We start from the raw sequence: 23,495 nt of genomic DNA on the forward strand, positions 1-23,495 counted from the left end.
CAAGTGAACCGCCGTCCGGTCACGTCAAGTCGTGCAAAAAAAAGGCCGCCCCGAGGCGGCCCATATCGCGTTCGAGGAGGAATGGCCGGGCGACACCCGTCAGGCGCGCGCCTCCGCGCTCGGCGTGATGCGCACGGGGATCGCTTTGTAGGACGGGGTGAAGCTCATCGGATCGTGCGCATAGAGCGGCACCAGCGGGTTCACCTCCGGATAATAGGCCGCGCACGCCCCGTTCGGGAATGCGTAGGAGACGAGGCGGAACCGCGCGACCTTGCGCTCCATCCCGTCCACCGAGACGGCGGTGATGTCGACCCGGTCCCCGTCATTCAGCCCGCGCTTCGCGATCTCCTCGGGGTTCATGAACAGGATGTCCCGCTGGCCTTTGATTCCGCGATAGCGGTCCGACAGCGAATAGAGCGTCGTGTTATATTGGTCGTGGCTGCGCACGCTCGTCAGCCACAGGACGTCCGCGTCGTGAAGGGCCGGATCCTCGCCGAGCCCTTCATGGACGATGAGGTTTGCTTTGCCGCTGTCCGTCACCCAGATCCGTTCCCGCGCCGTCGAGGTGAGGTGGAAGCCACCCGGCACGCGGATGCGGTCATTGTAGGCCTCGAAGATCGGGAACACCGCCTCGATCGCGTCGCGAATGCGGTCATAGTCGGCGATGAAATGCTCCCAATCGACGACGCTGCGCGCGCCGAGCGTGGCGCGCGCGATCCCCGCGACGATCGCCGGCTCGCTGAGGAGATGCTCCGAGGCCGGCGCGTTGCGTCCGGCCGAGGCGTGGACCATCGACATCGAGTCCTCCACCGTCACCGACTGCGGGCCGTTCGCCTGAATGTCGATCTCGGTGCGCCCGAGGCAGGGCAGGATCAGCGCCGTCTTGCCGTGGACCAGATGGCTGCGATTGAGCTTCGTCGAGATGTGAACGGTGAGGTCGAGTTTGCGGAATGCGGCGTGCGTCTGCTCCCAGTCCGGGATCGCGGACACGATATTGCCGCCCATCCCGATAAAGGCGCGCACGTCCCCCCGCGTCATGGCTTCCAGCGCCGTGACCACATTGTGCCCATGCGCCGATGGCGGGGTGAAGCCGAAGCGCTTTTCGAGCCGTTCGAGAAACTCCGCGCTTGGCACCTCGGTGATGCCGACGGTGCGGTCCCCTTGCACGTTCGAGTGACCCCGCACCGGGCAGAGGCCGGCGCCGTCCTTTCCCATATTGCCCCGCAGGAGGCACAGGTTCGCAGCCTGCTGGACGTTCTGCGCCCCGAAACGGTGCTGGGTGAGGCCCATGCCATAGACGACGATCGCCCGTTCGGCCTGCGCATAGGTTCGCGCCGTATCCTCGATCTCGGCACGGGTGAGGCCGGAGCACCGCTCGATATCGTCCCACGCCGTCGCCCGCAGGTCGGCCGCGAGGGGCTCGAATCCGGCGGTGTGGCCGGCGATGAACTCATGATCGAGAACGGCAGGATGTTCGTCGCGCCGGGCCGCGTCGTCCCACTCGACGAGGCATTTCATGATTCCCTTCAAAACCGCGACGTCCCCGCCGACGCGCACCTGGTAGAGGCAGGAGGAGATCTTCGTGGAGGTGAGCGTCGTCATCTCCACCGGATCTTGCGGCGCCTGGAAGCGCTCGAGCGCGCGCTCGCGGAACGGGTTGAAGGAATGGATCGGGACGCCGCGCCGCGCGGCGTTGCGCAGGCTCGTCATCATTCGCGGGCTGTTGGTGCCGGGATTCTGGCCGAAAATGAAGATGCAGTCGGTCTTGTCGAAATCCTCGAGCAGGACCGTTCCCTTGCCGACGCCGATCGACTTGGGCAGCCCGACGCTCGTCGCCTCGTGGCACATGTTGGAGCAATCGGGGAAATTGTTCGTCCCGAACTCGCGCACGAAGAGCTGGTAGAGGAAGGCCGCCTCGTTCGAGGTCCGGCCGGAGGTGTAGAACTCGGCCATGTTGGGATCGGGAAGGGCGGCGAGGGCGGCGCCGATCGTCGCGAACGCCTCGTCCCAGGAGACCGGGAGATAGCGGTCGCTCGCCGCGTCATAGGCCATCGGGTGGGTGAGGCGGCCCGTCATTTCGAGGTCGTGGTCGTTCCAGCTTTCGAGCTCGGTGACGGTGTGCGCGGCGAAAAATTCCGGCGTGCACCGCATCGCCGTCGCCTCCCAGGCGACCGCCTTGCCGCCGTTCTCGCAATATTCGAACGAAGACGTGTGCTTGGGATCGGGCCAGGCGCAGCCGGGGCAGTCGAAGCCGTCGGGTTGGTTGACGTGACGCAGGGTGTTCGCCGCCTTGAGCGGGCTCTTCTGCTCCAGCAGCTGTCCGCCGAGAGCCTTCAACGCGTCCCAGCCGCCCGCCGGATGTTCGTAGACTCGGATGCTCTTCTTGGCCACGGATGGACCTCCGGTTCGAGAACGACAGGCTCGCCGTGCAACTATAGGATAAAGCCAATGCGGCTATGATGGCGAGCCTCGTTTCCGCCGCACAGTCACACATTTCGCGTCGGATCGCAGGTTGGATCAATGTCCCAGATCTAACGTACCATATGGGATATTCGATCGTTGGCGAGGTCAAATTTCGGGCCGAACGCGCTCGATTCGAGGCACAAAAAAAGCCCGGGCTCGCGATCGGCGAACCGGGGCTTTCGACGTGGCCGTGATCGGGCCTCAACCCATGATCGCGTTCGGCAGGGTGAGGACCAGCGCCGGAACCAGCGTGATGAGGAGGAGGACGACGAGCATCGCGAGGAAGAACGGCAGCGTCGGCACGATCGCCTTGCCGATCGGTATCTTCGCGATGCTACAGGCGACGAAGAGGCAGAGCCCCACCGGTGGCGTGAACAGGCCGATGCCGAGATTGACGACCGCGATGAGGCCGAAATGCACCGGATCGATGCCGAGGGCGGTCGCGATCGGCAGGAAGATCGGCGTGAAGATGATGAGCGCCGGCGTCAGGTCGAGCCAGGTGCCCACGAACAGGAACACGAGGTTCATGAGGAGGAGCACGACGATCGGGTTCGACGAGATCTGCGTGATCCAGCCGCCGATCTCGCGCGGGACCTGTTCGGCCGCGAGGAGCCAGCCGAGCCCCGAGGCGGTCGCGATCATGAGCGAGACCGCCGCGGTGACGAGCGAGACCTCCAGCATGATGCGCGGCATCATCGAGAGCTTCAGTTCGCGATAATAGATCGTGCCGAGGAGAAACGAGTAGGCCGCCGCGACGCCGGCCGCCTCGGTCGGCGTGAAGACGCCGAAGGTGATCCCGCCGACGATGATGACGATGGTGGTGAGCGGCGGGATCCCGCGGATCGTCGCCTTCACCGCGCGCTTCAGCGAGAACGTGCCTTCCACCGGATAGCCGCGCCGCCGCGCGAGGATGCCGCAAACGAGGAGGAGGGCGAAGCCGATCATGAAGCCCGGAATGACGCCGGCGAGGAAGAGCCGCCCCACAGACGTGCCGGAGACGACGGCATAGATGACGAGCGGAATGCTCGGCGGGATGATGATGCCGATGGTCGAGGAGGCGGCGGTGACGGCGACGGAGAAGCCGGTATCGTATCCGCGCTTCTGCATCGCCGGAATGAGGACGGCGCCCACCGACGAGGTGTCGGCCGTCGCCGAGCCGGTGATGCCGGCAAAGAACATGCTGGAGACGACGTTCACATAGGCGAGGCCGCCGCGCATGAAGCCGACGAGACTGCGCGACAGTTCCAGAAGCTCGTTGGTGATCCCGCCGAGCGCCATCATGCGTCCGGTCAGGATGAACAGCGGAATCGCGATCAGCGTGAAGCTGTCGATGCCGGTATACATCCGCTGCACCACGACCGCGACGGGGAGCTCGGTGGTGAACACCAACCCGGCGGAGGTCGAGATGAGAAGCGTGATCGCGATCGGTGCGCCGAGCAGGATGAGCCCGATCAGGGCGGAAAAGGTGACGGCGACGGTCATGCCGCGCTCTCCTTGAGTTCCTCGACACCGTGCGCCGTCACGTGGACGAAGCGATCGGACAGGGCGGCGAAGATCTGGCTGAGGCCGCAAAGGGCGAAGCCGACGCCCATGATCGGGAACACGATATAGATATACCACATCGGCAGTCTGAGGACGGTGCTGACCTGCCGGCCGGCCGCCTCCATCACGGTCGAAGACCCGTAACAGACGACGATGCCGAACAGGATCGTGCTCACCCCGATGAGAATGGTGAGGACCCGCGCGAGCGGCCGCGGCGCGTTGTCGAGGATCAACGTCATGCCGAGATGCTGGCCCTTCGCGAGCGCATAGACCGCGCCGATGAAGGAGAACCAGACGAAGATCATCCGCGAGACCTCGTCGGTCCAGCGATAGGGCGCGTCGAGGATCTCACGCCCGCCGATCTGCAGCAGTATGACGAGGCATAGGGCGATGCCCGCGATTTTGAGGAACGGCTCGATGCCGTAGCGCAGGATCGCCGCAATGAGCGCGTCCGTACGCCGTGATAACTCGGTCATAGATCACCTGGCGCGAAGGCGCGCGGACGCACGCTTTGTGCGCCCGGCGCCGCCTTCTGAGCGGACGTTATTTGGAGAAGCGGTCGATGAGATCGCCGAGCTTTTCGCGATAGGCGTCGTGGATCGGCTTCGCCGCCTCGACGAAGGCGCTGACGTCCTCGACTTCGACGACATCCATGCCTTGCGCCTTGAGCTGGTCGAGCGTCTCAGCGTTCGCCTTGGATTCGGCCTCGAAGGCGTAATCCTGCGCGTCCTTGCCGGCCTGGAGGACGATCTCCTGCAGATCCTCGGGCAGGGAGGTGAACCAGTTGTTGTCCACGACGAGGAGGTTGGGCGACAGGAAATGCTGCGTCAGAGACAGCACGTCGGTGACCTCATACTCCTTCTCGGAGACGACGACCGTCGGGCTGTTCTCGGCCGCGTCGACGACGCCCGTCTGCAGCGCCATGTAGCGCTCCGAGGCGGAGATCGGCACGGGCTTGGCGCCGAAGGCTTCCATCGCGTCGAGCATCGCCGGGCTTTCCATGACGCGGATTTTCAGCCCGTTGAAGTCGGCCGGCGTGCGGATCGGCCGGTTGCCGTAGACGCTGCGCGGGGCACGGATCATCCACGCGAGGATCCGCAGGTTCGCCTCATCGAGGAGGATCTCGTTCATGTCCTCGTTGAGCCCGCCTTCGACCACCTCACGCAGATGGTCCATGCTGCGGCTGAGATAGGGAAGGTTGAACACCTCGAACTGTTCGGCGACCGAGGACATCACCGAGGTCGTGATCTCGCCGCCCTGGATCGATCCAAAACGCATCGATTCGATGTAATCGCGCTGGTCGCCGAGCTGGGCGCTGTCGAAGACCTGAACGTCGATCCGCCCCTCGCTGCGCTCGTTCACGAGGTCGGCGAAATGGCGGAAGGCTTGAACCGTGATGTCGGCGGGCTGGCTCGGGCTGGCGAGCTTCATCGTAAAGTCGGCGGCGGACGCGGGCGCTGCCGCTCCCACCAGAGCCGCGAGTGCGGCCGCACTCAGCAATCGTTTGAGCATGGGGTTTCCTCCGATGTAATTTTGATTGGGATCGGCCCGAAAAGTCAGGCTGTCCGAGGTCGAAGCGACCATATATCGAGACATTATGCAAGGTATACGGCTTCGTGCCTTTCGGCTCCGGCCGGCGAGGCCGCCGAACGTTCATCCGCATTCGCGCGCGAACGAGGATAGACGACGATAGACTTTGGCGCGGGGTGACGAAGTCTCACGACCGGGCGAAGGCGAGGGGAAGGCGCGCCGCTGGCGTCGGAGGCCCGTCGCTCGTCGCCCGAGAGGCGCGGTGAGCGTGCCGCGCGTCTCTAACGACGCCGTCCCGTCGCCCGTTTCAGGAACCAGATCGCCGACCCGGCAACGAGGCCCCAAAAGGCGCCGCTGACGCCGATCAGCGTCATTCCACTCGCCGCGAGCAGGAAGGTGAGCGCCGGCGCCTCGATCTGTCCGGGTTCTGAGAATGCGCCGGACAGGGAGGCGACGAGCGCTGGAATGAGCGCGAGGCCTGCGACCGCGGTGATCATCTCGCTCGGGGCAAGGCTCGTAAGGGCTGCGATCGGACCGGCGAAGAGGGCAAGGGTGACGAGGCTGAGCCCGGAGACGATCGCGGCCCAATAGCGGCGCGAGGCGTCGGGTCCGGCATCCTCGCCGCACATCATCGCTGCGGTGATCGCCGACATGTTGAGGGGGATCGCGCCGAACGGGGCGATCAACAGGCTGACGAGCCCGGTCTTGCGCATCAGCGGACGCCGTTCGACGGGATAACCGTGCAGTTCGAGCACCGCGAAGCCCGGAATATTCTGACCCGCCATCGTGACGAGATAGAGCGGCAACGCGAGCGAGATCAGCCCGCGCAAGGTGAACTCCGGCATCAGCGGCGCCATCGGCGGAAGCCAGCTCTGCCCGGCGATCGCAGCGCCCGCCGGTGCGTCGACGGTGACGGCGAGCGTGACCACGAAGGCGAGGACCGCAAGCGGTGTCGCCGCGAGCTTGTGCCATGTCAGCCCGACGACCCAGGCGAGGAGGAGCGACAGGACGAGCCAGGGAATGACGCCGAGCGCGATTGCCGGCGCGAAGCACAGCTTGAGCAGCACCCCCGCCAGAAGCGCGTTCGCGATCGGCTTCGGAATCGCCGCGACGGCGCGTCCCAAAGGCGGCCAGAGCCCGGTGATCACGATGAGGACGGCGCAGCAGATCAACGCGCCGACCGCCTCCGCGAACCCGCCGGGCAGCGCGGCCGTCGAGGCGAGGAAGGCCGCGCCCGGTGTCGACCAGGTGATGGCGGTCGGAATGCGCGAGATCGCCGGCAGCCAGATGCTGCAAATTCCCATGCCGAGCGTCGTGAAAAAGAGCCCGGTCGCGGCCTGCGCCTCGGTCGCGCCGACGCTCGTGAGGCCGGCGAGGAGGATGGCGAACGATGCGGCATAGCCGACGAATGCCGCGAGCAGCCCCATGCAAACGGCTGAAGCGCTGACGTCTCGGATCACGGTCTCACGTCCTTGGAATACGTGCGGGTGGGGTCGACGGAACGCCGCGTCAGGGCCGGATCGCACGCCTCATGATGGTGAGACGGTGGGATCGGGACTGAATGCGGCCATGGGAGGAAGTCCGTCGCGGAAGTCGCTGCCTGCGCCATCCCTCGCATGGATCGACCGCGCGGGGAAGCAGAACGGCTTTATTCTATAACTACATTCGCACTAGGAAAGCCTCGTCCCTTTGCTCAAATCCTCGTCCGATTTCTACATGCAAGCGATCAAGCGTCTCACCAAGCGCCTGCGGGGCTTTCACAACCGATTGAGCTTGCGCGTTCAGACGGCGCTCTTCACCGCGGCGCTGTGTTTCGCGGCCGTGATGCTCGCGGCGGCCTGGTCGGCCAATGTCGCGCGGCAGGTGGCGATCGAGGGGAGCGAGCGCGAACTCGTCCAACTCGCCCAGTCGCTGGCCGGGCGCCTCGATCAGCATATGTTCGAGCGCTATCGCGAGGTCCGCAACATCGTTGGCCTGCAGCCCTTGCGGCGGATCTGGGCGAGCCGGCCGGAGGAGGCGCGCTCGGTCCTCCAGGAGTTGCAGAAGACGGTGCCGGACTATGCCTGGATCGGCCTCGCCGCGCCGGATGGGCTCGTCAAGGTGGCGACCGGCGGGCTCCTCGAAGGTGTCTCCGTCGCCGAGCGGCCGTGGTTCATCGACGGTCTGGCGGGCATCACCGTCAAGGACGTCCATGACGCGAAGCTGCTCGATGCCTATCTGCGGACCTCGCCCGACGAGGCCCCGTTCCGGTTCGTCGACGTCGCAATGCCCGTGCAGGCGCCCAACGGGCAGCGCGCGGGTGTCGTCGGGGCGCATCTCAGCTGGCGTTGGGCGCAGGATCTGCAAGCCTCCTTCCTCAACCGGGCCGGCGTGGCGGATGGGACCGAGCTTCTGGTCCTGTCGCGGGACGGCAGTGTCCTGATCGGGCCGGACGACGAAGAGCGCGACCAGGGCGTTCTCGTCGACCTCGCGAGCGGACAGGGCGCCACGGTGGTCGAGGACGCCACCGGCTCGATGATCGTCGCGCTCGCCCCGACGGTGGGGGAGGGGGAGTATCCGGGGCTCGGCTGGGTCGTCGCCGCGCAGCGCCCGCGGGCGGTGGTGGAAGCGCCGGCCGATGCGCTCGGGCGGCGGATCATCCTGGTGGGGAGCGCCATCGCCATGGCGGCCGCGCTCCTTGCCTTCATCCTCGCCGGTCGTGTCACCGGCCCGTTGACGAAACTCTCGCACAATCTCGATCTCGTCGGCCGGACGCCGGAGCTCACGATGATCGAACGACAGGACGGCTCGAGCGAGATCGTGCAGCTCTCGTCGACCATTCGCTCGCTCCTGCGCCGCATCGGCACGGCCGAGGCGCAGCGGGAGGCGGCGCATGTGGAGGTCGAGGATCTGCGGCGGGAGGTTCTCGCGCGCGAGCAGGCGGTTGACGAGGTCGCGCGCCGGCTGGGCGGCGATCTCGAGACGATGCGTGTGCTCGCCGAGACCGATCCGCTCACCGGGCTGCTCAACCGCCGGGCCTTTCTCGCCGCGGCGGACAAGGCGGTCGCCGAACAGCGCGCCGATGACGGCATGGTCGCCATCCTGTTGTTCGACATCGACCACTTCAAGCGCGTCAACGACACGCTCGGCCATCCGGCCGGGGATGAGGTCATCCGGCGGGTGGGGACGGCGCTTCAGTCGAACATGCGCAGCCGCGATAAGGTCGCAAGGTTCGGCGGCGAGGAGTTCGTCGTGATGCTGGTGGAGATCGGACCGCATGAGACCGAGGCCCTCGCCAACCGCATCCGCGGCGACGTCGCCGAGATCGGTTTCGATGCGATCGCGCCGCAGCTCGCGGTCACGGTCAGCGTCGGCGTCGCCCTCACGATCGCGGCCGATCGCGATATCGAGGATACGATCCAGCGCGCCGATCAGGCGCTTTACGAGGCGAAAGCCGGCGGCCGCAACCAGGTCGCGATGGCGGCCTGACCGCCCTCAACGGCGCGGGGCGGCGACGGGCCTGCCGCACCGGGCCTCTTGCTCCCCCAGCCATGGCCGGCAACAATCCCACCGGTCGAACGACCCCACGCGAGGCCTATCGAACGATGAGTGATGCCGATTCTCCCTCCGTCCGGATCGACGCGAAACTCGCCTCTCTCGGCGACTGGCGGGGCGACACGCTCGCCGAGATGCGCAGGCTGATCCTCGAAGCCGATCCCGAGATCGTCGAGGCGGTGAAATGGGTGAAGCCCACGAACCCCACGGGCGTGCCGACATGGGAGCAGAGCGGGATCGTCTGCACGGGCGAGGTCTACAAGGCCTACGTCAAGCTGACGTTCGCGCACGGCGCCGCACTCGACGATCCGCACGGTCTCTTCAATGCCGGGTTCGGCGGCGGAACGCGGCGCGCGATCGACTTGCGGGAAGGCGAAATGATCGACCCCGCCGCGTTCAAGGCGCTGATCAAATCCGCCGTCGCCCACAACGTGGCGAAACTGAAGGCGAAGGCGAAGAAATAGCCGCCCATCGTGTCCCGGCGCCGGCTGTGGCGCCGGTCGCCTGATCGGAAACGGTCAACGATCCGCGTGTCGCACGCTCAACCGGTGGCGAGCGCGCGCAGACGATTATAGGCGGCGGCGAAGCCGGCGAGGCCGACCTCCACGTCGAACGGTGCGTTCCCGTCGGCGACGACGAAGCGGATCACCAGCCGCTCGCCCCGGCGCAGGACATCGAGAAGCGCGTCGTCCGGACCGGCGTTGAAGAGGCATCCATCCGGCAGGCAAGTTCTGACGGCGAGCGTCCGCAATGGGGCGCCGTCGACCGAAAGGGCCGCGCCCTCGCTGAGAAGGAGGCCGAACGGGGCGAGGAGGACGAGCTGGGTCGCCGCCCCGTCGATGGCGAGCTCGAGCTGCACGACGAGGGTGCCGTTATCGTCGAGAACGGGCTGCGCCATCCAGCATTGGTCCACCGTCTCGCGCGTCTCGCATTGCACCGTCCACAGGCCGTAGCTCTCCGAGCGGGCGTCCGGCGCCTCGGCATGGCCGGGGCCGGACGCCGCGAGCGCCGCGGTGAGGAACATCGCCGAGAGCATGGCGGTCGGCACTGAGTGGGTCACGGTGGCGTCCTTGGCGGGGGCGGCACCGTTCGACCTCGCGCGCTTTTTACGATCAATGCGAACGGTGCGCCGTGCAAGGCCATCGCATCGCGCCGCGTCACGGTCATTCGGAGCGCCGCGAGAAAGAATGTGGCGATTTGATCACGATCAAGGGGGAATTTTGCGGCAGTCCTCGACGAGCGCTTGCGAGTTCGTCCGGTGTTCCCCAACGCTTAAACGAAATACTAATCGATTGTGGCGGGTGGGGCGGTGGGGATGGGCGCTTTGATGGGGGTGGCAGCGCCGCTCCGGTCGCAAGACGTGTCTGCGGGGACTTTGGATCGGCGCTTTCGTTCGGCCCTCCTTGCATCGGTGGCTCTGGTGGGCGGCTTCGCCGCGACGCCGCTTTACGCGCAAGACTGCCGCACGAGCACCGATCAGGGTCTTCGTGTCGAGCTTTGCTCGGGCGATTTGTCCGGCGGCGTCACCCGTCTCAGGAACACAGTCGATCGGCTGAACATTGTCGGCCTCGATGGGACCGTCACGCCGCGCGCCCCCGCCGATCCGACATTCGGCGTGCGGGGCGCCGGACCGAAGCAGGTCTTCGTCGACGGCAGCGCGCGCGGTGTCATCGTGTCGAGGGGCGGTGCCGGGCTCGAGGTCTCCAGCATCGGCTTCAACGGCGCCGCAGGCACCGATACCGCCGGCGAGGGTCGGCGCGGCTTTACGGGCGGCGGCGCCGGCATCGCGCGGGTCGACCTTTCCGGCGGCGTTTCGGTTCAGCCGGCGGGCACCGGCTTCCTCGCCCGCAGCATCGGCGGGGCGGGCGGCCGGGGCGGCACGTCGCAGACCATCTTGGACGAGATCCGGCCCGGCGCGGGCGGGGATGGCGGCAGTGGCGGCACCGCCGTGATCGACGTTGCGCGCGGCACCCACGGCACGGGCGCGGCGGTGGGCCCGATCGTCCAGGCGACCAGCGAGGGCGGGGCCGGCGGCGTCGGTGGCGCGGCGCGCGGTGAAGTGGCCGTGCTCGGCGCGGCGGGTGGACGGGGTGGCGCGGCCGGCACGGTCAGCGTCACGATCTCGAACGCCGAGATCGTCGCCGGGGAGGCCGCCCGCCTGATCCTGTCCGAGAGCCGTGGCGGGGCGGGTGGAGCCGGCACCAGCGTGATCACCGGGAGGCTCCCATCGCGCCGTCTCGGCGGCAATGGCGGCGCGGGCGGTGCGGCCGGCCCGGCGCGCCTCAGCATGATGTCGGGCCGCCTCAGCGCGCCGAGCGTCACCGGGGGATCCCTCGTCGAGGTGGTCTCCTGGGGTGGCGCGGGCGGCGCCGGCGGCTACTCGCTCGGCGATGCGGGCAGCCGGACCGGCGCCGGCGGGGCCGGCGGCACCGGCGGTGCGGCCGACATCAGCCTCGACGGGGTGGCGATCGGCGGTCCCGGCCAGTCCGTGATGCGGCTCAATCGCGGGTCGGTCCTCCTCGCCCAGTCGCGCGGGGGCGATGGCGGGGTCTCCGGCCTTGCCGACACTCTCACCGGGATCGCGCGCGGCAATGAGGGCGGCCATGGCGGCGCGGCCGGCACCGCGCGGATCACCCTCGACGGGGTGACGATCCGGGCCGCCGGCGTCGCGGTGAACAACGAGACGTTCGGCGTGCTCGCGGGGGCCGTCGGCGGGAATGCCGGACGGGCGGCAAGTTCCAATGACGGGCGGGGCGACCGAGGCGGCGCCGGTGGCGCCGGGGCGCTCGCGCGTGTCGAGATGGTGAACACGACGGTTGCGTTGGAGCGGGCGTTGACCGCCGTGGAGGCCGCGAGCGCCGGGCAGAATGGTGGCGCGGGCGGCAACGCGCGGGCGTTCTCCGATCTTGCGACCGGCGGCGCGGGCGGCGGCGGCGGGGCCGGCGGGCGGGCGGAGGTCGCCCTGACGGGCGGCGCCGTCACCCTCTCCGACAGGGGGCGGGCGGCCGTGCGCGCGTCCAGCAATGGCGGCAGCGGCGGGCGCGGCGGCAACGCCAATAACGGCGTCGTCCTGGGCGCGCCGACGACCGGCGGCGACGGTGGCGTGGGCGGCCAAGGGGGCGCGGTCTCGGCCGAGCTTCTCGGCGGGATCCGGGTCGTCGCCGAGGCGGCGATCGGCATCGACGCGATGAGCACCGGCGGCCGCGGCGGCGATGGCGGTACGGCTTCGACGGCGCTCGTGGGTGGCGCGACGGCCGGGCGCGGCGGCGCAGGTGGCGCGGGCGGCGCGGTCGCCGTGACGCTCGAGGGCAGCGTCGCGACCTCGGGCGGCGACGGCGGGCGGCCCGCCTTCGGCATATCGGCGCGCAGTCTCGGTGGCGCCGGCGGGCCGGCGGCGCCGGCGCGAACCCTCTTCGGCGGCGCGACCGGTGGAGCCGGCGGCGGCAGCGGTGCGGGCGGTGCGGTGAGCGTGCGCGCGAGCGGCACGGTCGCGACGGGCGGGGCCGGTGCGCACGCGATCTTCGCTCAGTCGGTCGGTGGCTTTGCCGGCAACGCCAGCGGCGGAAGCGGCTATCTCGGCTTCGGTGCGAGCGCAGAGAGCGCGGGCGATGGCGGCGCGGTGACGGTGGTGCTCGGCGGGACCGATACCCGCATCAGCACGGGCGCGCGCGACGCATCGGGCCTCTATGCCCAGTCGGTGGGCGGCGGCGGCGGCGTCGCCGGGGCGGGGAGTGGCGCGGTCGCGATCGGCGGGACGGGGTCCTCCGGCGGCAATGGCGGCGCCGTCAGCGCGATCTTCGGCGGCGGCGCAGTGGAGACGGCGGGCGCCGATGCGACGGCCGTCTTCCTTCAATCGATCGGTGGCGGCGGCGGCGACGGCTCGCGCGCCATCGGCTATGGCACGCTCATCGGCATCTCTCTCGGCGGCGCGGGCGGCCGTGGCGGCGCCGGCGGGACGATCAGCGTCGCGGATTCCGGCGGGGCTCCGGCGGCGCTCGTCACGCGCGGCGACATCGCGCGCGGGCTCGCGCTGCAATCGGTCGGCGGCGGCGGCGGGGAGGGCGGCAACGCCATCACCGGGGCCGGCGTCAACGTGGTGAACGCGGCGATCGCGCTCGGTGGTCGGGGCGGCCAGGGCGGCGCGGGCGGCAGTCTCGCCGTCAACACCGCCGCCACCGTGTCGACCGCGGGGCGGCTTGCGACCGGCGTCGAGCTTCTCTCCGTCGGCGGCGGTGGCGGAACCTCGGGCACGACGGTGGCGGCCTCCGGGCTGACCCTCCTCAATGTCGGCGTCGCGCTCGGCGGCGCGGGCGGGGACGGCGGCGCGGGCGGCCGGGTGGACGCGACCTTGCGCGGCCGCGTCGGCACACGCGGCGACGGCGCGACGGGGATCAGCGCGCAATCGATTGGCGGCGGCGGCGGGCGCTCCGGCGACGTCTTCAACGCGACGGCCCTCAACACGCTCTCCGTCGCCGTCACGGTCGGCGGTGGCGGTGGACGAGGCGGCTCCGGCGGGCATGTGACGCTGCGAAGCGACGGCGGGGTGGCGACCACCGGCAGCGATGCGACGGGCCTCGAAGCGCTCAGCATCGGCGGCGGCGGCGGGTCGACCGGCCTCACGGTGACCGCCGACGCGGCGTCCCTCCAATCCGCGGCGGTCACCGTCGGCGGGTCGGGCGGGGTCGCGGGCCGGGGCGGAGCGGTCGAGGTCATCGCGACCGGCGTGGTCACGACGGAAGGCTCCGGCGCGCGCGGCATCCTCGCCTCCTCCATCGGTGGGGGCGGCGGCGTCAGCAACGCGACGGTGGCGGGCACGGGCATCGCGCTCCTCGGCAATGTCGGCGTCGCAGTCGGCGGATCGGGCGGCGCGGGCGGTGAGGCCGGCGCGGTCAATGTCTCGGCGCGGCGCGACGTGACGACGCGCGGAAGCAACGCGGGCGCCATCGTCGCGAGCAGCATCGGCGGCGGCGGCGGCTCGGCCGGCATGACGATCGCCGGGACGGCCCAGAGCCCGGTCGCCGCGAACGTCACCGTCGGCGGTGCGGGCGGCGGCGGCGCGACGGCGGGTGCGGTCACGGTCGTCACCTCCGGCACGGTCTCGACGGCCGGGCACAACAGCGCCGGCATCAGCGCCATGTCGGTCGGCGGCGGTGGCGGCGACACCGGCATGACGATGAGCGGCAGCGGCATCACCGGCGCGTCGATCCCCGTCACCGTCGGCCAGGATGCAGGGCGTGGCGGAACGGCGGGCAACGTTTCGGTGACGACGCGCTCGGTCTCCACCCTCGGGCGCAACAGCCCCGGCATCCTCGCATCGAGCACCGGGGGCGGCGGCGGTTCGGCCGGCTCGGTCGTCAGCGTCCCGCTCCTCCAGCTCGCGACCGTTCCGGTCGCGGTCGGCGGCGCGGGCGGCGCCGGCGGCACGGCCGGCAACGTTGCAGCGCGACTTGAAAGCGGACGCGTCTCGACGGCCAACTCCTTCAGCGCCGGCATCGTCGCCCAGTCGATCGGCGGCAACGGCGGGACGGGTGGCTCCGCGCTCCAAGGGAGCATCAGCGCGAGCCCGGCCGCGAACATTCCCTCCGGCTCCATCGCCGTCGTCGTCGGCGGCGCGGGCGGTGCAGGCGGCGAGGGCGGACGCGTCAATCTCATCTCGCTCGGCGCGGTGCGCACGGCGGGTCTCGTCTCACCGGGCCTCGTTGCCCAGTCGATCGGCGGCAATGGTGGGATCGGCGGGTCGGTGACCACCGGCAATATCAGCTTCACCGGCGGCACGTCCGGCCAGCTCGGCGTCACGGTGGGCGGCAGCGGCGGGGCCGGCGCGAAGGCCAGCGGCGTCATCGTCAACAGCCGGCAGACGATCGTGACCGAGGGCGACCTGTCGGACGGCATCGTCGCCCAGTCGATCGGCGGCAATGGCGGCATCGGCGGCGCGGTGTCGAGCCTCAATGGCGGCTTCCGCAACGGCTCGTCGATCGGCATTCAGGTGAATGTCGGCGGCGCCGGCGGCCGCGGCGCGCTCGGCGATCGGGTCGACGTGTCGAACACCGCCCGCATCTCCACCGCCGGCAAGGAATCGCGCGGCATTCATGCCCAGTCGATCGGGGGCGGCGGCGGCATCGGCGGCGCGGCGTCGAGCTTCGCGCTCGACCTCAATCAGCTCCTCGGCATCTGGGAGGAGCTGCGGCCGGCGACCGGCGGATCGAGCGCGACCGAAAGCGCCGACATCTCGCTCGACGCGCGGGTCAATGTCGGCGGTACGGGCGGAGCCGGCGGCCATGCCGGCGCGGTGTTCGTGCAGAACGAGGGCGCCGGCATCGTCACCGCGGGCGTCGGCGCCCAGGCGATCGCCGCGACCAGCATCGGCGGTGGTGGCGGTGCGGGCGGAACGGCCTCGCACGACAGCTTCGAGGTGCCGGAGCTCTGCGAGCTCGGCGGCATGGTGCTCGGCGGTGGCAAGGGCCTCCTGTGCAACGTCCGGACCGTCAGCAAGATCATCGACGGCTCGTTCGAGTTCGAGCCGGAATTCGATGTCACCGTGAATGTCGGCGGCGCGGGCGGGGTCGCCGGCAACGGCAACACGGCGCGGGTCCGCAACAGCGCGCCGCTCACCACGAGCGGCGACGTCGCACACGGCATCTTCGTCCAGTCGATCGGTGGCGGCGGTGGTCATGGCGGCAACGGCGCGGCGGAGCAGAGCGTTCTCGAGAGCATCGACGAGGATGCCGCGGCGTTCTGGGAGGGCGTGCAGGACGGCTTCATCGCGACGGCGACGAAGGAAGGCATTCTCGGGCTCAGCGTCGACGGGCCGACCTTCGATCTCCTCAAGGTGTTCAACGAATTCGAAGTGGGCATCGGCGGGCGGGCCGGCGCCTCCGGCGATGGCGGTGCCGTCACCGTGTGGAACAGCGGCGCGATCACGACGACCGGCGATCAGGCTCACGCCATCTACGCCCAGTCGATCGGCGGGGGCGGCGGCACCGGCGGCATGGGCGTCAACGGGACGATCGGCGTCTTCAATGTGGGCGGCATGGGCTCGGGCGGCGGCACGGGCGGTGCGGTCACGATCGAGACGAGCGGCGCGATCCGCACCAGCGGCCTCGGCAGCGCTGGCATTTTCGCTCAATCGGTCGGCGGGGGCGGCGGTGTCGCCGGCGATGTCGGCGGGGTCTGGGCCATCACCTACGAGAACAGGGACGCGCTCTACCGCACGGAGGCGCTGATCGGAGCCTACCGGCCCGGTGGTGGCGGCGATGGCGGGGCGATCGACATCGTCTCGACCGGGCGCATCCTCACCGAGGGAGATCTCGCGCACGGGATCATCGCCCAGTCGATCGGCGGCAGCGGCGGCATCGCCGCCGACGACGACGATCCGGGCGAGCGGACGACGGCCATCCTCACCGCTCCGACCGTCTTTGCCGCGAGCCGGGGCGACAGGGGCCGCGGTGGCAACATCGCGATCGAGGCGACCGGTGGTATCATCACCTACGGCGCGGACGCGAGCGGCATCATCGCCCAGTCCCAGGCGGGGGCGAACAGCCGGTCGGGCATAGTCTCGATCACCACCGGCGACATCTCCATTCGCGGGACGGGCGGGCGTGCGATCTTCGCCATGTCGGGGGTCGAGGCGGCGGGCCGAGGCGCCTTCGCGTCGCCGGAGACCAAGCCGGATGGCGGCGTCGCGATCCACGTCCGCAAGGGCGCGACGGTCGAGACGGTGGATTCGGCCGAGACCATCCTCATCCTCGGCGGCGACGAGAGCGCGGCGGTCGCGAACCGGATCACCAATCTCGGCACGATCGCCAATCACTCCGACAAAGCGGGCCGGTACGTGATCCGCACCGACGGTGCGGCGAACCTCGTGATCGAGAACAAGGGGACGATCACCGGCTCCATTCTGATCGGCGACGAGGCGAAAGATACCGCGGCGCCGTTGGCCCGGCACGCCGCGGGCGGCATTCCGGCCCGGCAGCGCTCGGCCCCGCAGCGATCGGCCCGGCTCATCAACAGCGGCACGCTCGCCCTCGGCAGCGTTGCCGATCTCGGAGACAAAGGCGTCCTGCGCAATAGCGGTCACGTCACGGTCGGTGGCGGCGAGGCCATCGCCCGGACCCGCATCATCGGCGATTTCGTGCAGAGCGCCGGCGGCCTCCTCGAGATCGACGCCTCATTGCCGGCCGGCGAGGCCGACATCCTCACCGTCGACGGCGAGATCCGGCTCGACGGGACACTCGCCATCGTCTCCGACGGCCTGCTGCCCTACGAGGGGGAGACGCGGAAGATCGTCATCCTGCGCGGCGACGTGGTCTCCAACGAGGCGGAGATCGTCGACACGGCCGCCATCGACTACGAGACGCGGACCGTCGAGGGCGGGCCAAGGCGGGACCGGGTGATCCTCTCGTACAAGGTGGATTTCACCCCGTTCGACGACGACGAGCCGGCCGACGACGCGATCGGAAATTATGGCGAGTACATCAACAGCCTGGTCGAGGCGCGACGGATGGCGACCGCGCAGGGGAGCGATGCGTTCGCCTTCGTCGACGATCTCGTCCTCGGGATCTTGAGTGAACCTGACGCCGCCGCGCTCGCCGCCAACTACGATCGGGCGGTGCCCGACGAGGTGTTCGCGGTCAGCGAGGCGGTCGTCCTCGGGGGCGTCGCCTTCGCGAACCAGTTGATGACCTGCCCGGCCATCACCGACGGGCTCGCCGTCTCGGCCGAAGACGGCTCTTGCGCCTGGGCCAGTCTCGGCGGGCAGGCAGCCGCGCGCGACGGTTCGGCGAACCAAGGCGGCTATGACGAGAAGACGTTCGGCTTCAATGCCGGCTTTCAGACGGAAGTCGCCGACGACTGGTTCTTGGGCGCATCGGCCTCGATCACCGGGAGCTGGCTCGACGGCGACCGCGACATGGACGCGAACGGGACGCGCGCGGCCTTCGGCGTCGTCGCCCGGCGGGAGATCGGGGCGACCACCCTCTCGGCGGCGCTGTCCGGCGGCCACGCCTGGTATGAGACGCGCCGGCCGGCGCCCGTTCCCGGCGGGACGGCCCTCGGCAAGGCGGACCTCACCGGCTGGTGGATCGCGGCCAACGCACGGGCGGCGCACCGCTTCGAGATGGGCGGCGGCGTGTTCCTGTCGCCGACCGTCGATGTCGGCGTCCAGCATTGGCGCCAGAACGCCTATGACGAGACCGGCGCGGGGGCCTACGGGCTGTCGTTCGGCGCGATCGAAGAGACGGCCGTCACCTTGAACCCGTTCCTCGAGGCCGGCGTCGGCTTCGCGCTGCCCTCGGGCGCGGGCGAGTTGAAGGTGCGCGCGGGTGTCCTCGCCTTCCTCGGCAACGACTCCTATGGCACGACGGTGCGCTATGTCGGCCAGGGCGGCGCTGGTCCGGCGTTCGACCTCGACCAGAAGCTCGACCCCGTTTTCGCCGACCTTGGCGTCGCGCTTTCGGCGAAGATCGCGGACAGCGTAAGCGTCTCCCTCGGCGCGAATGCTCTCCTTTCGAGCGACTATCGCAGCCTTTCGGCCCGCGCGGGCATCGACATCGCCTTCTGACAGGCGTCCGGCACCGGCGAACCCTTCGCCGGTCGCTGCCCACCACGGCACCGAAGCCGTCGGCGTCGCGCATCCGCCGAGCGGGATCATCACGCCCGCGCGGTCGATCGCGCGTCGCATCGAGCCTCCGATGATACGCATCGACCGTCACCCTGGCGCGCAAACGCCTCGGCCGGCGTGGGTTCGCGACGAAGGCGATGCGCAGGGCATTGCCGGATGATGGTTGCGTTTCAGCGTCCCGGCAGCCGATGGAACCGCCAAGCATCCGCGCCGGAATGGTCGGACGCAAACCGCGAGCACGGACGGAGGGTCCAGGATAAGGAACGCAGCGGATTTCGGAGGTGTCCGAATGGCCTCGAACGGGTGGGTGGCGGAGCCGGAGGGATTCGAACCCTCGAGACGGGTTTACCCCGCCTAACGGTTTAGCAAACCGCCGCCTTCAGCCTCTCGGCCACGGCTCCCCATTGATTTACAAGGGTTTTTTGGGATTTCCCTTGGCGCGGGTTGGCACTTTTCGTCCCGGTTTGGCACTGGCCGTCCGCGAAATGTTCGGTAGCATGGCCACAGACGCCTCTGCAAGCCGTCTCTGCTCGACCCCACGGGTATAGTGCTGGACCATTTTGAGCGTCCGATGCCCCGTCATTGCGGCAATCTGGTGGGTGGTCGCGCCGGCCTCGGCGAGCACGTCCGCATGCGTCGCGCGCAGTCCATAGAGCGTGCAGCCCTTGGGCATGCCGATGCGCTCGAGCGCGGCGGCGAACATCGTGCTCAACTGCGTGTCGGAGTAGGGCTCGCCGTTCGGGCGTGTCAGGATCGTCCCGTTGCCGCGCGGCATTTCGTCGAGCGTTTCCTTCAGCACCGGATGCGCGCGGATCACCATCGGCTGGCGCGTCTTCGATTGGCGCAGCGTCAGCGCCTCGCCGTCCCATGCGAACCATGTGAGGCGCCGCAGATCGCCGGGCCGCTGGCCGGTATAGAGGGCGAGAATGAACACGACATATTCCCGGTCGCCGCACTCCTTTAGGAACGTCGCGACCTCGGCCGCCGTCCACGCGCGATAACCCTCGCCGGGCACGTAGAGCTTGCCGACGCCTTTGCACGGATTGAGGTTCGTCAGGTCGCGGCTCATCGCCCACCCGAACACGCTGGACAGCACCGAGACCCGCATATCGGCGCGGCGCGGTGTCTCGGCCCACGGATCGCGGATCTTTCGGATGACGAGCGCGCGCGTGAGGCTCGGCCAGTGCTTCGTGCCGTGCTCGATCCCGATATCGGACAGGATCTGTCCGTAGTCCCGCCGGGTCCGCTCGGCGAGCTTCTTGAACTCGGGGCTGGCCTGATACTGCTTGATCAGCCAGCCGAGCGAGGCCTCGCCCTTGCTCTTGATCGGCGACTGGTCGGCCACCGTCTCGCACAGGTGCTGATAGGCGCGATGGAACTCGGCCTTTTCGGGGTCGGGCAGCTTCCAGCGCTTGCCCCTAAATCGGAAATAGGTCCGCGTGCGCCCATGTCGGTCGGTGAACTGCTCGACATAGCGCAGCTTCAATCGTCCCATCCGTCCGCCCCAGCCAATGCCGGGTCCGAGCTTTCTGAGCCGTAGAGGAGGGCGTCAATATTCTCGTCTAGGGCCTTCATGTCCCAAACGAGACAGCCGCCGATCCAGTGCCCCCTCGGCATCGATCGATCCTGCACCAACTGGTCGAACTTCCCGACAGAGACGCCGCAATAGGCGGCTGCCTGCGGCCGGCGCAAAAGCCGGTAGGCCGACGGGATGATCCGTTCCGATCGTGCCGCCATCATCATTCTCCTTCTCGTTCTTCAGAGGTCGAACTCGGATCCCCTTGTGTCGGAATTTTCGGACCCATCCCGGCGGCGGCCGGCATCGCCCGGAGCGCCGCGAGCTTCGCCTCACATGCGTGGCGCGCCCGGATGCGGCGCTCCAAAACCTGTTCATGCTCGCCTCTGACGCGCGCGACGGCCGTCTCGGCGAGCGCCTCCTCGTCGAGCTCGGGCAGCATCGCGAGGCGGTAACGGTTCCTCGTGAGGAAGCACGTCGACGGCGCGCCGCGCTCGACGATCTGGTCGCTTGTGACGACGTATCGGCGCGACGAGCGTGTGAGCTCGGCGACGACGAGCATCGAACCGCGATAGGTGCCGACGATCCGAACGACGCGCCAGGCCGTCGGGCGGTCCGCCCGGCTGAAGGCGACGAGCGCGCAATCCGCGTCGCCGCGCGTCATGCCGGGCCTCGATAGGGGGCGGGCGCGGGGTGAAGCTCGACGCGTGGGTCTCGAGCGGCATCGTTCTCGGCCGCAGCGGGCACGCACCAAATGGCGTCCATCTTCTCGCGATATCGCGAGAGGGCGCATTCCCGGTCCTCTTCGGCTGCGGCGATCGCCTCGGCCTCGCCGCGCACGCAGTCGGCACTCGTTCGCTGGTAGGCGGCGAGCACGGCGCGCTCGCCAAACGTGACGACGAGCTGCCGCCCGACGATCCGCGGGAGACGCGACGGTCCGGCGCCGACCACGAGAACACGCGCCTCGTCGGCCCATTCGACGCGCAGGATTTGCCAGGTGGCCGGATGGGCGTCGCGGCTATCGGCGATCAGCGCCCACGGCCCCGGCGGGGCGACCGACTTCATCACCGGCCTCCGCCGGGCTGCGTCATCGCAAAGCGCGCGCCGGAGGCGAACGAGATTGCGTCGGCATAGGCCAAAAATCGCTGCTGCTCGGTCGTGAACGACCACGCCACCGCCTCGACACCGCGCACCATGACGGCGATCCGTTGGGTGTCGCGATCGAGCACGACCTCGACAGGCGCTTCATCGGCCGGCGCGGGGCCGATGGGATAGAGAACGCGAAGGTCGGTCACGGCGACACTCCGAACATCGGCACGATGTCGAACCAGTGGTCGACGATGAAGATCAGGATGATCCCCGTCAGTGAGCGCCAGTCGCGCTCCGGGCGGGGATGTCCGGCGAAAGCGAGCATCGGTTGCTCCCGTGTGAGGGCGTGGGCGGTCATTCGGTCTCGGCGATCTGCATCAGGCGGACGACGCGGCCGGTCCGGCGCGCGCGCATGTGCGCCTGGCGAAAGAGCGCCTCGAACTCGGCGCCGTCGCGGGCGAGCGTCGCGATGCAGACGCCGAGCAGGTCGGCGAGGCCGTCCTTGCAGATCGCCAGCGTCTCGGCGTCGCTCATGCCGCGACGCTCTCCCTCGAGCGTCGACACGTTGAGCGCTTTGCCGAGGATGTTTTTGAGATCGGAGGGTCTCATGCCGCGCCTCCTTCGGTCCGGCTGGACCGCCGGCAGTCCGCCTCGGCGCGGCGGCGCTTCCAGAGGCGGCGCGCCGTGCTGTCCGCGCGGAGCGAGGCGGAGAGAAGGCGATCCTCGAGATCGGAAGGGCTGCGGGCACGTGCGCCGATCTCACGGCCGAGCTCGCCGGCGAGACGGCCGGCGATCAGTTCGTCGATGCAGCGATCGGGAACGCCGCGGCGCTCGAGGTCGGCGCGCTCGTCCGCGATCGCGGTGCGGATGCGGTCGTCAGGTTGGTGAGGCGGAAGGGCCGGCGCGCTGGGGCGGGCGAAGAGGCGTCCGAAACCCGTGCGAAGGACGTCGGTCTTTCGGGTGAGGGGTGCCGGTGCGCAGTTCGTGAGCGGTTGGTGCGGTCGCTTCCCGGAAGCCGACATGCGGTGTCTCCCTGTTGTTCACAGGGAGATTTATGAGTTTAGTCCCTAGGTACGTCAAGCCTAAAATGTACCAAGAACCTACTCGGTAGGGTGCAGGCGCCTAAGCATCGATTCGGCGACATCGGCAAGGGTCGCCTTTTCCGCCTTCGGGAGCGGGGCGGATTTAGCGTTTAGATCGATGTCGTCCGGGTCGACAAATAGCTCGAGCCAGCTCGTGCACTGAAGGGCCTGCGCGATATTCCACATCGTTTCGGCTTCGGGCCACGTTAGGCGGTTCTCGAAGGATGAGATGGTGGTTTGGTCCACGCCCACCGCGTCGGCTAGGGCGGCTTGTGACATGCCTAGTAGGCGCCGCCGTTTCGCGACGTAGTTCACCTGCCTTGTAGGCTTTCGGTCAGATTTTTTTCGGCGTGGCATACGCCGCATAGTACTGTGCAGGGTCCCTACGTCAGTCAGTGCAGAACCCCTATATTGGCTTGACCGGTTATAGGGATTTGGTACATGTTGCTTGTCATGCAAGCGGCAGACAAACTTCGGATGTGGCGAAAGCGGGAGGGCGTGAGCCAAGCGTCGCTCGCCTCACGCCTTGGGTGCGACCAGTCTATGGTTTCACTCTATGAGAGGGGCGGACGGCCATCATTCCGACGCATGTTGGCCATCCGCGAATTAACTCGGGGTTGTGTCGACCTTAATGACTGGGTTGATCATGGTGATCCAAAAGTTGTTTTAGAAGAATTGACAGAGTTTCCGCCAGTTGGGGCTCGGTCATGATCATGGAAACAACTTCAAGGCTCGCCTCTCCCTGCTGGCGTGTCCAGATGACGCGAGCAATGCCGGGTGCGGGGCGTTCAATCTGCGCGCCAGTGGCAAACACCTCGCCAAGGCTACGCATTTCGAGCGGTCTGACCATCTCGAATCCTCCGTATTTATGCAATGCGGATGCGATCCAAAAAAAGAATATAGGTCAAACGCTTGAAGCGCACATCGTTAAGCGTCGTGGCCAAGTTCTAGCAAAAATATCGCGCTCGTTTTGCCCTGGGAGATGCCGGTGATCGTCGCCGCTATCCTCATAACGGCCGCATTGCTTGTCGCTTCCGTTCTGGTCTCCCACGCCCGCGGTCCGTCCCGCTGGGCAACTGCGAGGGGCGATTTGTCGCCTCTCGCTCTTTTCTTCCTCGGA

General features: G+C 68.7%; 20 protein-coding genes and 1 tRNA gene. 4 read left to right on the forward strand and 17 right to left on the reverse strand.

The window, feature by feature from the left end:
- Nucleotides 1-99 precede the first annotated feature (99 nt).
- The 5 genes from L1787_RS07555 to L1787_RS07575 form a co-directional block, all read right to left on the reverse strand.
- The gene (locus L1787_RS07555; protein WP_235708084.1) at nucleotides 100-2,391 is read right to left on the reverse strand and encodes an FdhF/YdeP family oxidoreductase; all 2,292 of its coding nucleotides are present in this window, start codon (nucleotides 2,389-2,391) and stop codon (nucleotides 100-102) included.
- Between the two features lie 273 nt (nucleotides 2,392-2,664).
- On the reverse strand, nucleotides 2,665-3,945 hold the full coding sequence (locus L1787_RS07560; RefSeq protein ID WP_235708085.1) for a TRAP transporter large permease: 1,281 nt from the start codon (nucleotides 3,943-3,945) through the stop codon (nucleotides 2,665-2,667).
- Nucleotides 3,942-4,481: a TRAP transporter small permease gene (locus L1787_RS07565; protein WP_235708086.1), complete on the reverse strand. Its 540-nt coding sequence runs from the start codon at nucleotides 4,479-4,481 to the stop codon at nucleotides 3,942-3,944. Before L1787_RS07565 ends, L1787_RS07560 begins: the two co-directional genes overlap by 4 nt.
- A 67-nt stretch (nucleotides 4,482-4,548) precedes the next feature.
- The gene (locus tag L1787_RS07570) at nucleotides 4,549-5,517 is read right to left on the reverse strand and encodes a TRAP transporter substrate-binding protein (protein WP_235708087.1); all 969 of its coding nucleotides are present in this window, start codon (nucleotides 5,515-5,517) and stop codon (nucleotides 4,549-4,551) included.
- A gap of 299 nt (nucleotides 5,518-5,816) precedes the next feature.
- Nucleotides 5,817-6,995 (reverse strand): benzoate/H(+) symporter BenE family transporter, encoded by a 1,179-nt coding sequence (locus L1787_RS07575; RefSeq protein ID WP_235708088.1) that lies wholly within the window; start codon nucleotides 6,993-6,995, stop codon nucleotides 5,817-5,819.
- Nucleotides 6,996-7,251: 256 nt separating this feature from the next.
- On the opposite strand from L1787_RS07575, the gene L1787_RS07580 reads away from it, so the two are divergent.
- The gene (locus tag L1787_RS07580; RefSeq protein ID WP_235708089.1) at nucleotides 7,252-9,003 is read left to right on the forward strand and encodes a sensor domain-containing diguanylate cyclase; all 1,752 of its coding nucleotides are present in this window, start codon (nucleotides 7,252-7,254) and stop codon (nucleotides 9,001-9,003) included.
- Between the two features lie 116 nt (nucleotides 9,004-9,119).
- The gene (locus tag L1787_RS07585) at nucleotides 9,120-9,533 is read left to right on the forward strand and encodes a DUF1801 domain-containing protein (RefSeq protein WP_235708090.1); all 414 of its coding nucleotides are present in this window, start codon (nucleotides 9,120-9,122) and stop codon (nucleotides 9,531-9,533) included.
- Between the two features lie 77 nt (nucleotides 9,534-9,610).
- Here L1787_RS07585 and L1787_RS07590 read toward each other — a convergent pair whose 3' ends face one another.
- Nucleotides 9,611-10,129 carry an invasion associated locus B family protein gene (locus L1787_RS07590; RefSeq protein WP_235708091.1) on the reverse strand — a complete coding sequence of 173 codons (519 nt, stop codon included), beginning with the start codon at nucleotides 10,127-10,129 and terminating at the stop codon, nucleotides 9,611-9,613.
- A gap of 360 nt (nucleotides 10,130-10,489) precedes the next feature.
- On the opposite strand from L1787_RS07590, the gene L1787_RS07595 reads away from it, so the two are divergent.
- On the forward strand, nucleotides 10,490-18,628 hold the full coding sequence (locus tag L1787_RS07595; protein ID WP_235708092.1) for an autotransporter outer membrane beta-barrel domain-containing protein: 8,139 nt from the start codon (nucleotides 10,490-10,492) through the stop codon (nucleotides 18,626-18,628).
- A 368-nt stretch (nucleotides 18,629-18,996) separates the two neighbouring features.
- On the opposite strand, the gene L1787_RS07600 is transcribed toward L1787_RS07595, so the two are convergent.
- The 10 genes from L1787_RS07600 to L1787_RS07645 all read right to left on the reverse strand — a co-directional run bounded on the left by L1787_RS07600 (nucleotide 18,997) and on the right by L1787_RS07645 (nucleotide 22,741).
- Nucleotides 18,997-19,089 (reverse strand) — tRNA-Ser (locus L1787_RS07600).
- Between the two features lie 8 nt (nucleotides 19,090-19,097).
- Nucleotides 19,098-20,183: a tyrosine-type recombinase/integrase gene (locus tag L1787_RS07605; RefSeq protein WP_235708093.1), complete on the reverse strand. Its 1,086-nt coding sequence runs from the start codon at nucleotides 20,181-20,183 to the stop codon at nucleotides 19,098-19,100.
- Nucleotides 20,171-20,425, reverse strand: coding sequence for a helix-turn-helix transcriptional regulator (locus L1787_RS07610; protein WP_235708094.1), 255 nt, complete (start codon nucleotides 20,423-20,425; stop codon nucleotides 20,171-20,173). The genes L1787_RS07605 and L1787_RS07610 overlap by 13 nt, the downstream gene beginning before the upstream one ends.
- A 2-nt stretch (nucleotides 20,426-20,427) precedes the next feature.
- Nucleotides 20,428-20,868 carry a hypothetical protein gene (locus L1787_RS07615; protein ID WP_235708095.1) on the reverse strand — a complete coding sequence of 147 codons (441 nt, stop codon included), beginning with the start codon at nucleotides 20,866-20,868 and terminating at the stop codon, nucleotides 20,428-20,430.
- Entirely contained in the window at nucleotides 20,865-21,269 is a 405-nt protein-coding gene (locus L1787_RS07620) for a hypothetical protein (RefSeq protein WP_235708096.1), read from the reverse strand. The genes L1787_RS07615 and L1787_RS07620 overlap by 4 nt, the downstream gene beginning before the upstream one ends.
- Nucleotides 21,269-21,499 carry a hypothetical protein gene (locus tag L1787_RS07625; protein WP_235708097.1) on the reverse strand — a complete coding sequence of 77 codons (231 nt, stop codon included), beginning with the start codon at nucleotides 21,497-21,499 and terminating at the stop codon, nucleotides 21,269-21,271. Before L1787_RS07625 ends, L1787_RS07620 begins: the two co-directional genes overlap by 1 nt.
- Nucleotides 21,496-21,651, reverse strand: coding sequence for a hypothetical protein (locus L1787_RS07630; protein ID WP_235708098.1), 156 nt, complete (start codon nucleotides 21,649-21,651; stop codon nucleotides 21,496-21,498). The genes L1787_RS07625 and L1787_RS07630 overlap by 4 nt, the downstream gene beginning before the upstream one ends.
- Entirely contained in the window at nucleotides 21,648-21,902 is a 255-nt protein-coding gene (locus L1787_RS07635; RefSeq protein ID WP_235708099.1) for a hypothetical protein, read from the reverse strand. Before L1787_RS07635 ends, L1787_RS07630 begins: the two co-directional genes overlap by 4 nt.
- Nucleotides 21,899-22,315 (reverse strand): hypothetical protein, encoded by a 417-nt coding sequence (locus L1787_RS07640; protein ID WP_235708100.1) that lies wholly within the window; start codon nucleotides 22,313-22,315, stop codon nucleotides 21,899-21,901. Before L1787_RS07640 ends, L1787_RS07635 begins: the two co-directional genes overlap by 4 nt.
- A 78-nt stretch (nucleotides 22,316-22,393) precedes the next feature.
- Nucleotides 22,394-22,741 (reverse strand): helix-turn-helix transcriptional regulator, encoded by a 348-nt coding sequence (locus L1787_RS07645; protein WP_369415066.1) that lies wholly within the window; start codon nucleotides 22,739-22,741, stop codon nucleotides 22,394-22,396.
- Between the two features lie 87 nt (nucleotides 22,742-22,828).
- Between L1787_RS07645 and L1787_RS25985 the strand changes: the two genes are divergently transcribed.
- On the forward strand, nucleotides 22,829-23,086 hold the full coding sequence (locus L1787_RS25985; RefSeq protein ID WP_369415067.1) for a helix-turn-helix domain-containing protein: 258 nt from the start codon (nucleotides 22,829-22,831) through the stop codon (nucleotides 23,084-23,086).
- On the opposite strand, the gene L1787_RS07650 is transcribed toward L1787_RS25985, so the two are convergent.
- A complete protein-coding gene (locus tag L1787_RS07650) occupies nucleotides 23,004-23,225 on the reverse strand; it encodes a hypothetical protein (RefSeq protein ID WP_235708102.1) in 222 nt (73 codons plus the stop codon). The genes L1787_RS25985 and L1787_RS07650 overlap by 83 nt on opposite strands.
- Between the last annotated feature and the right edge of the window lie 270 nt (nucleotides 23,226-23,495).

Origin of the sequence: Acuticoccus kalidii, assembly GCF_021556395.1 — a bacterium.
In the GTDB taxonomy this organism is placed as follows: domain Bacteria; phylum Pseudomonadota; class Alphaproteobacteria; order Rhizobiales; family Amorphaceae; genus Acuticoccus; species Acuticoccus kalidii.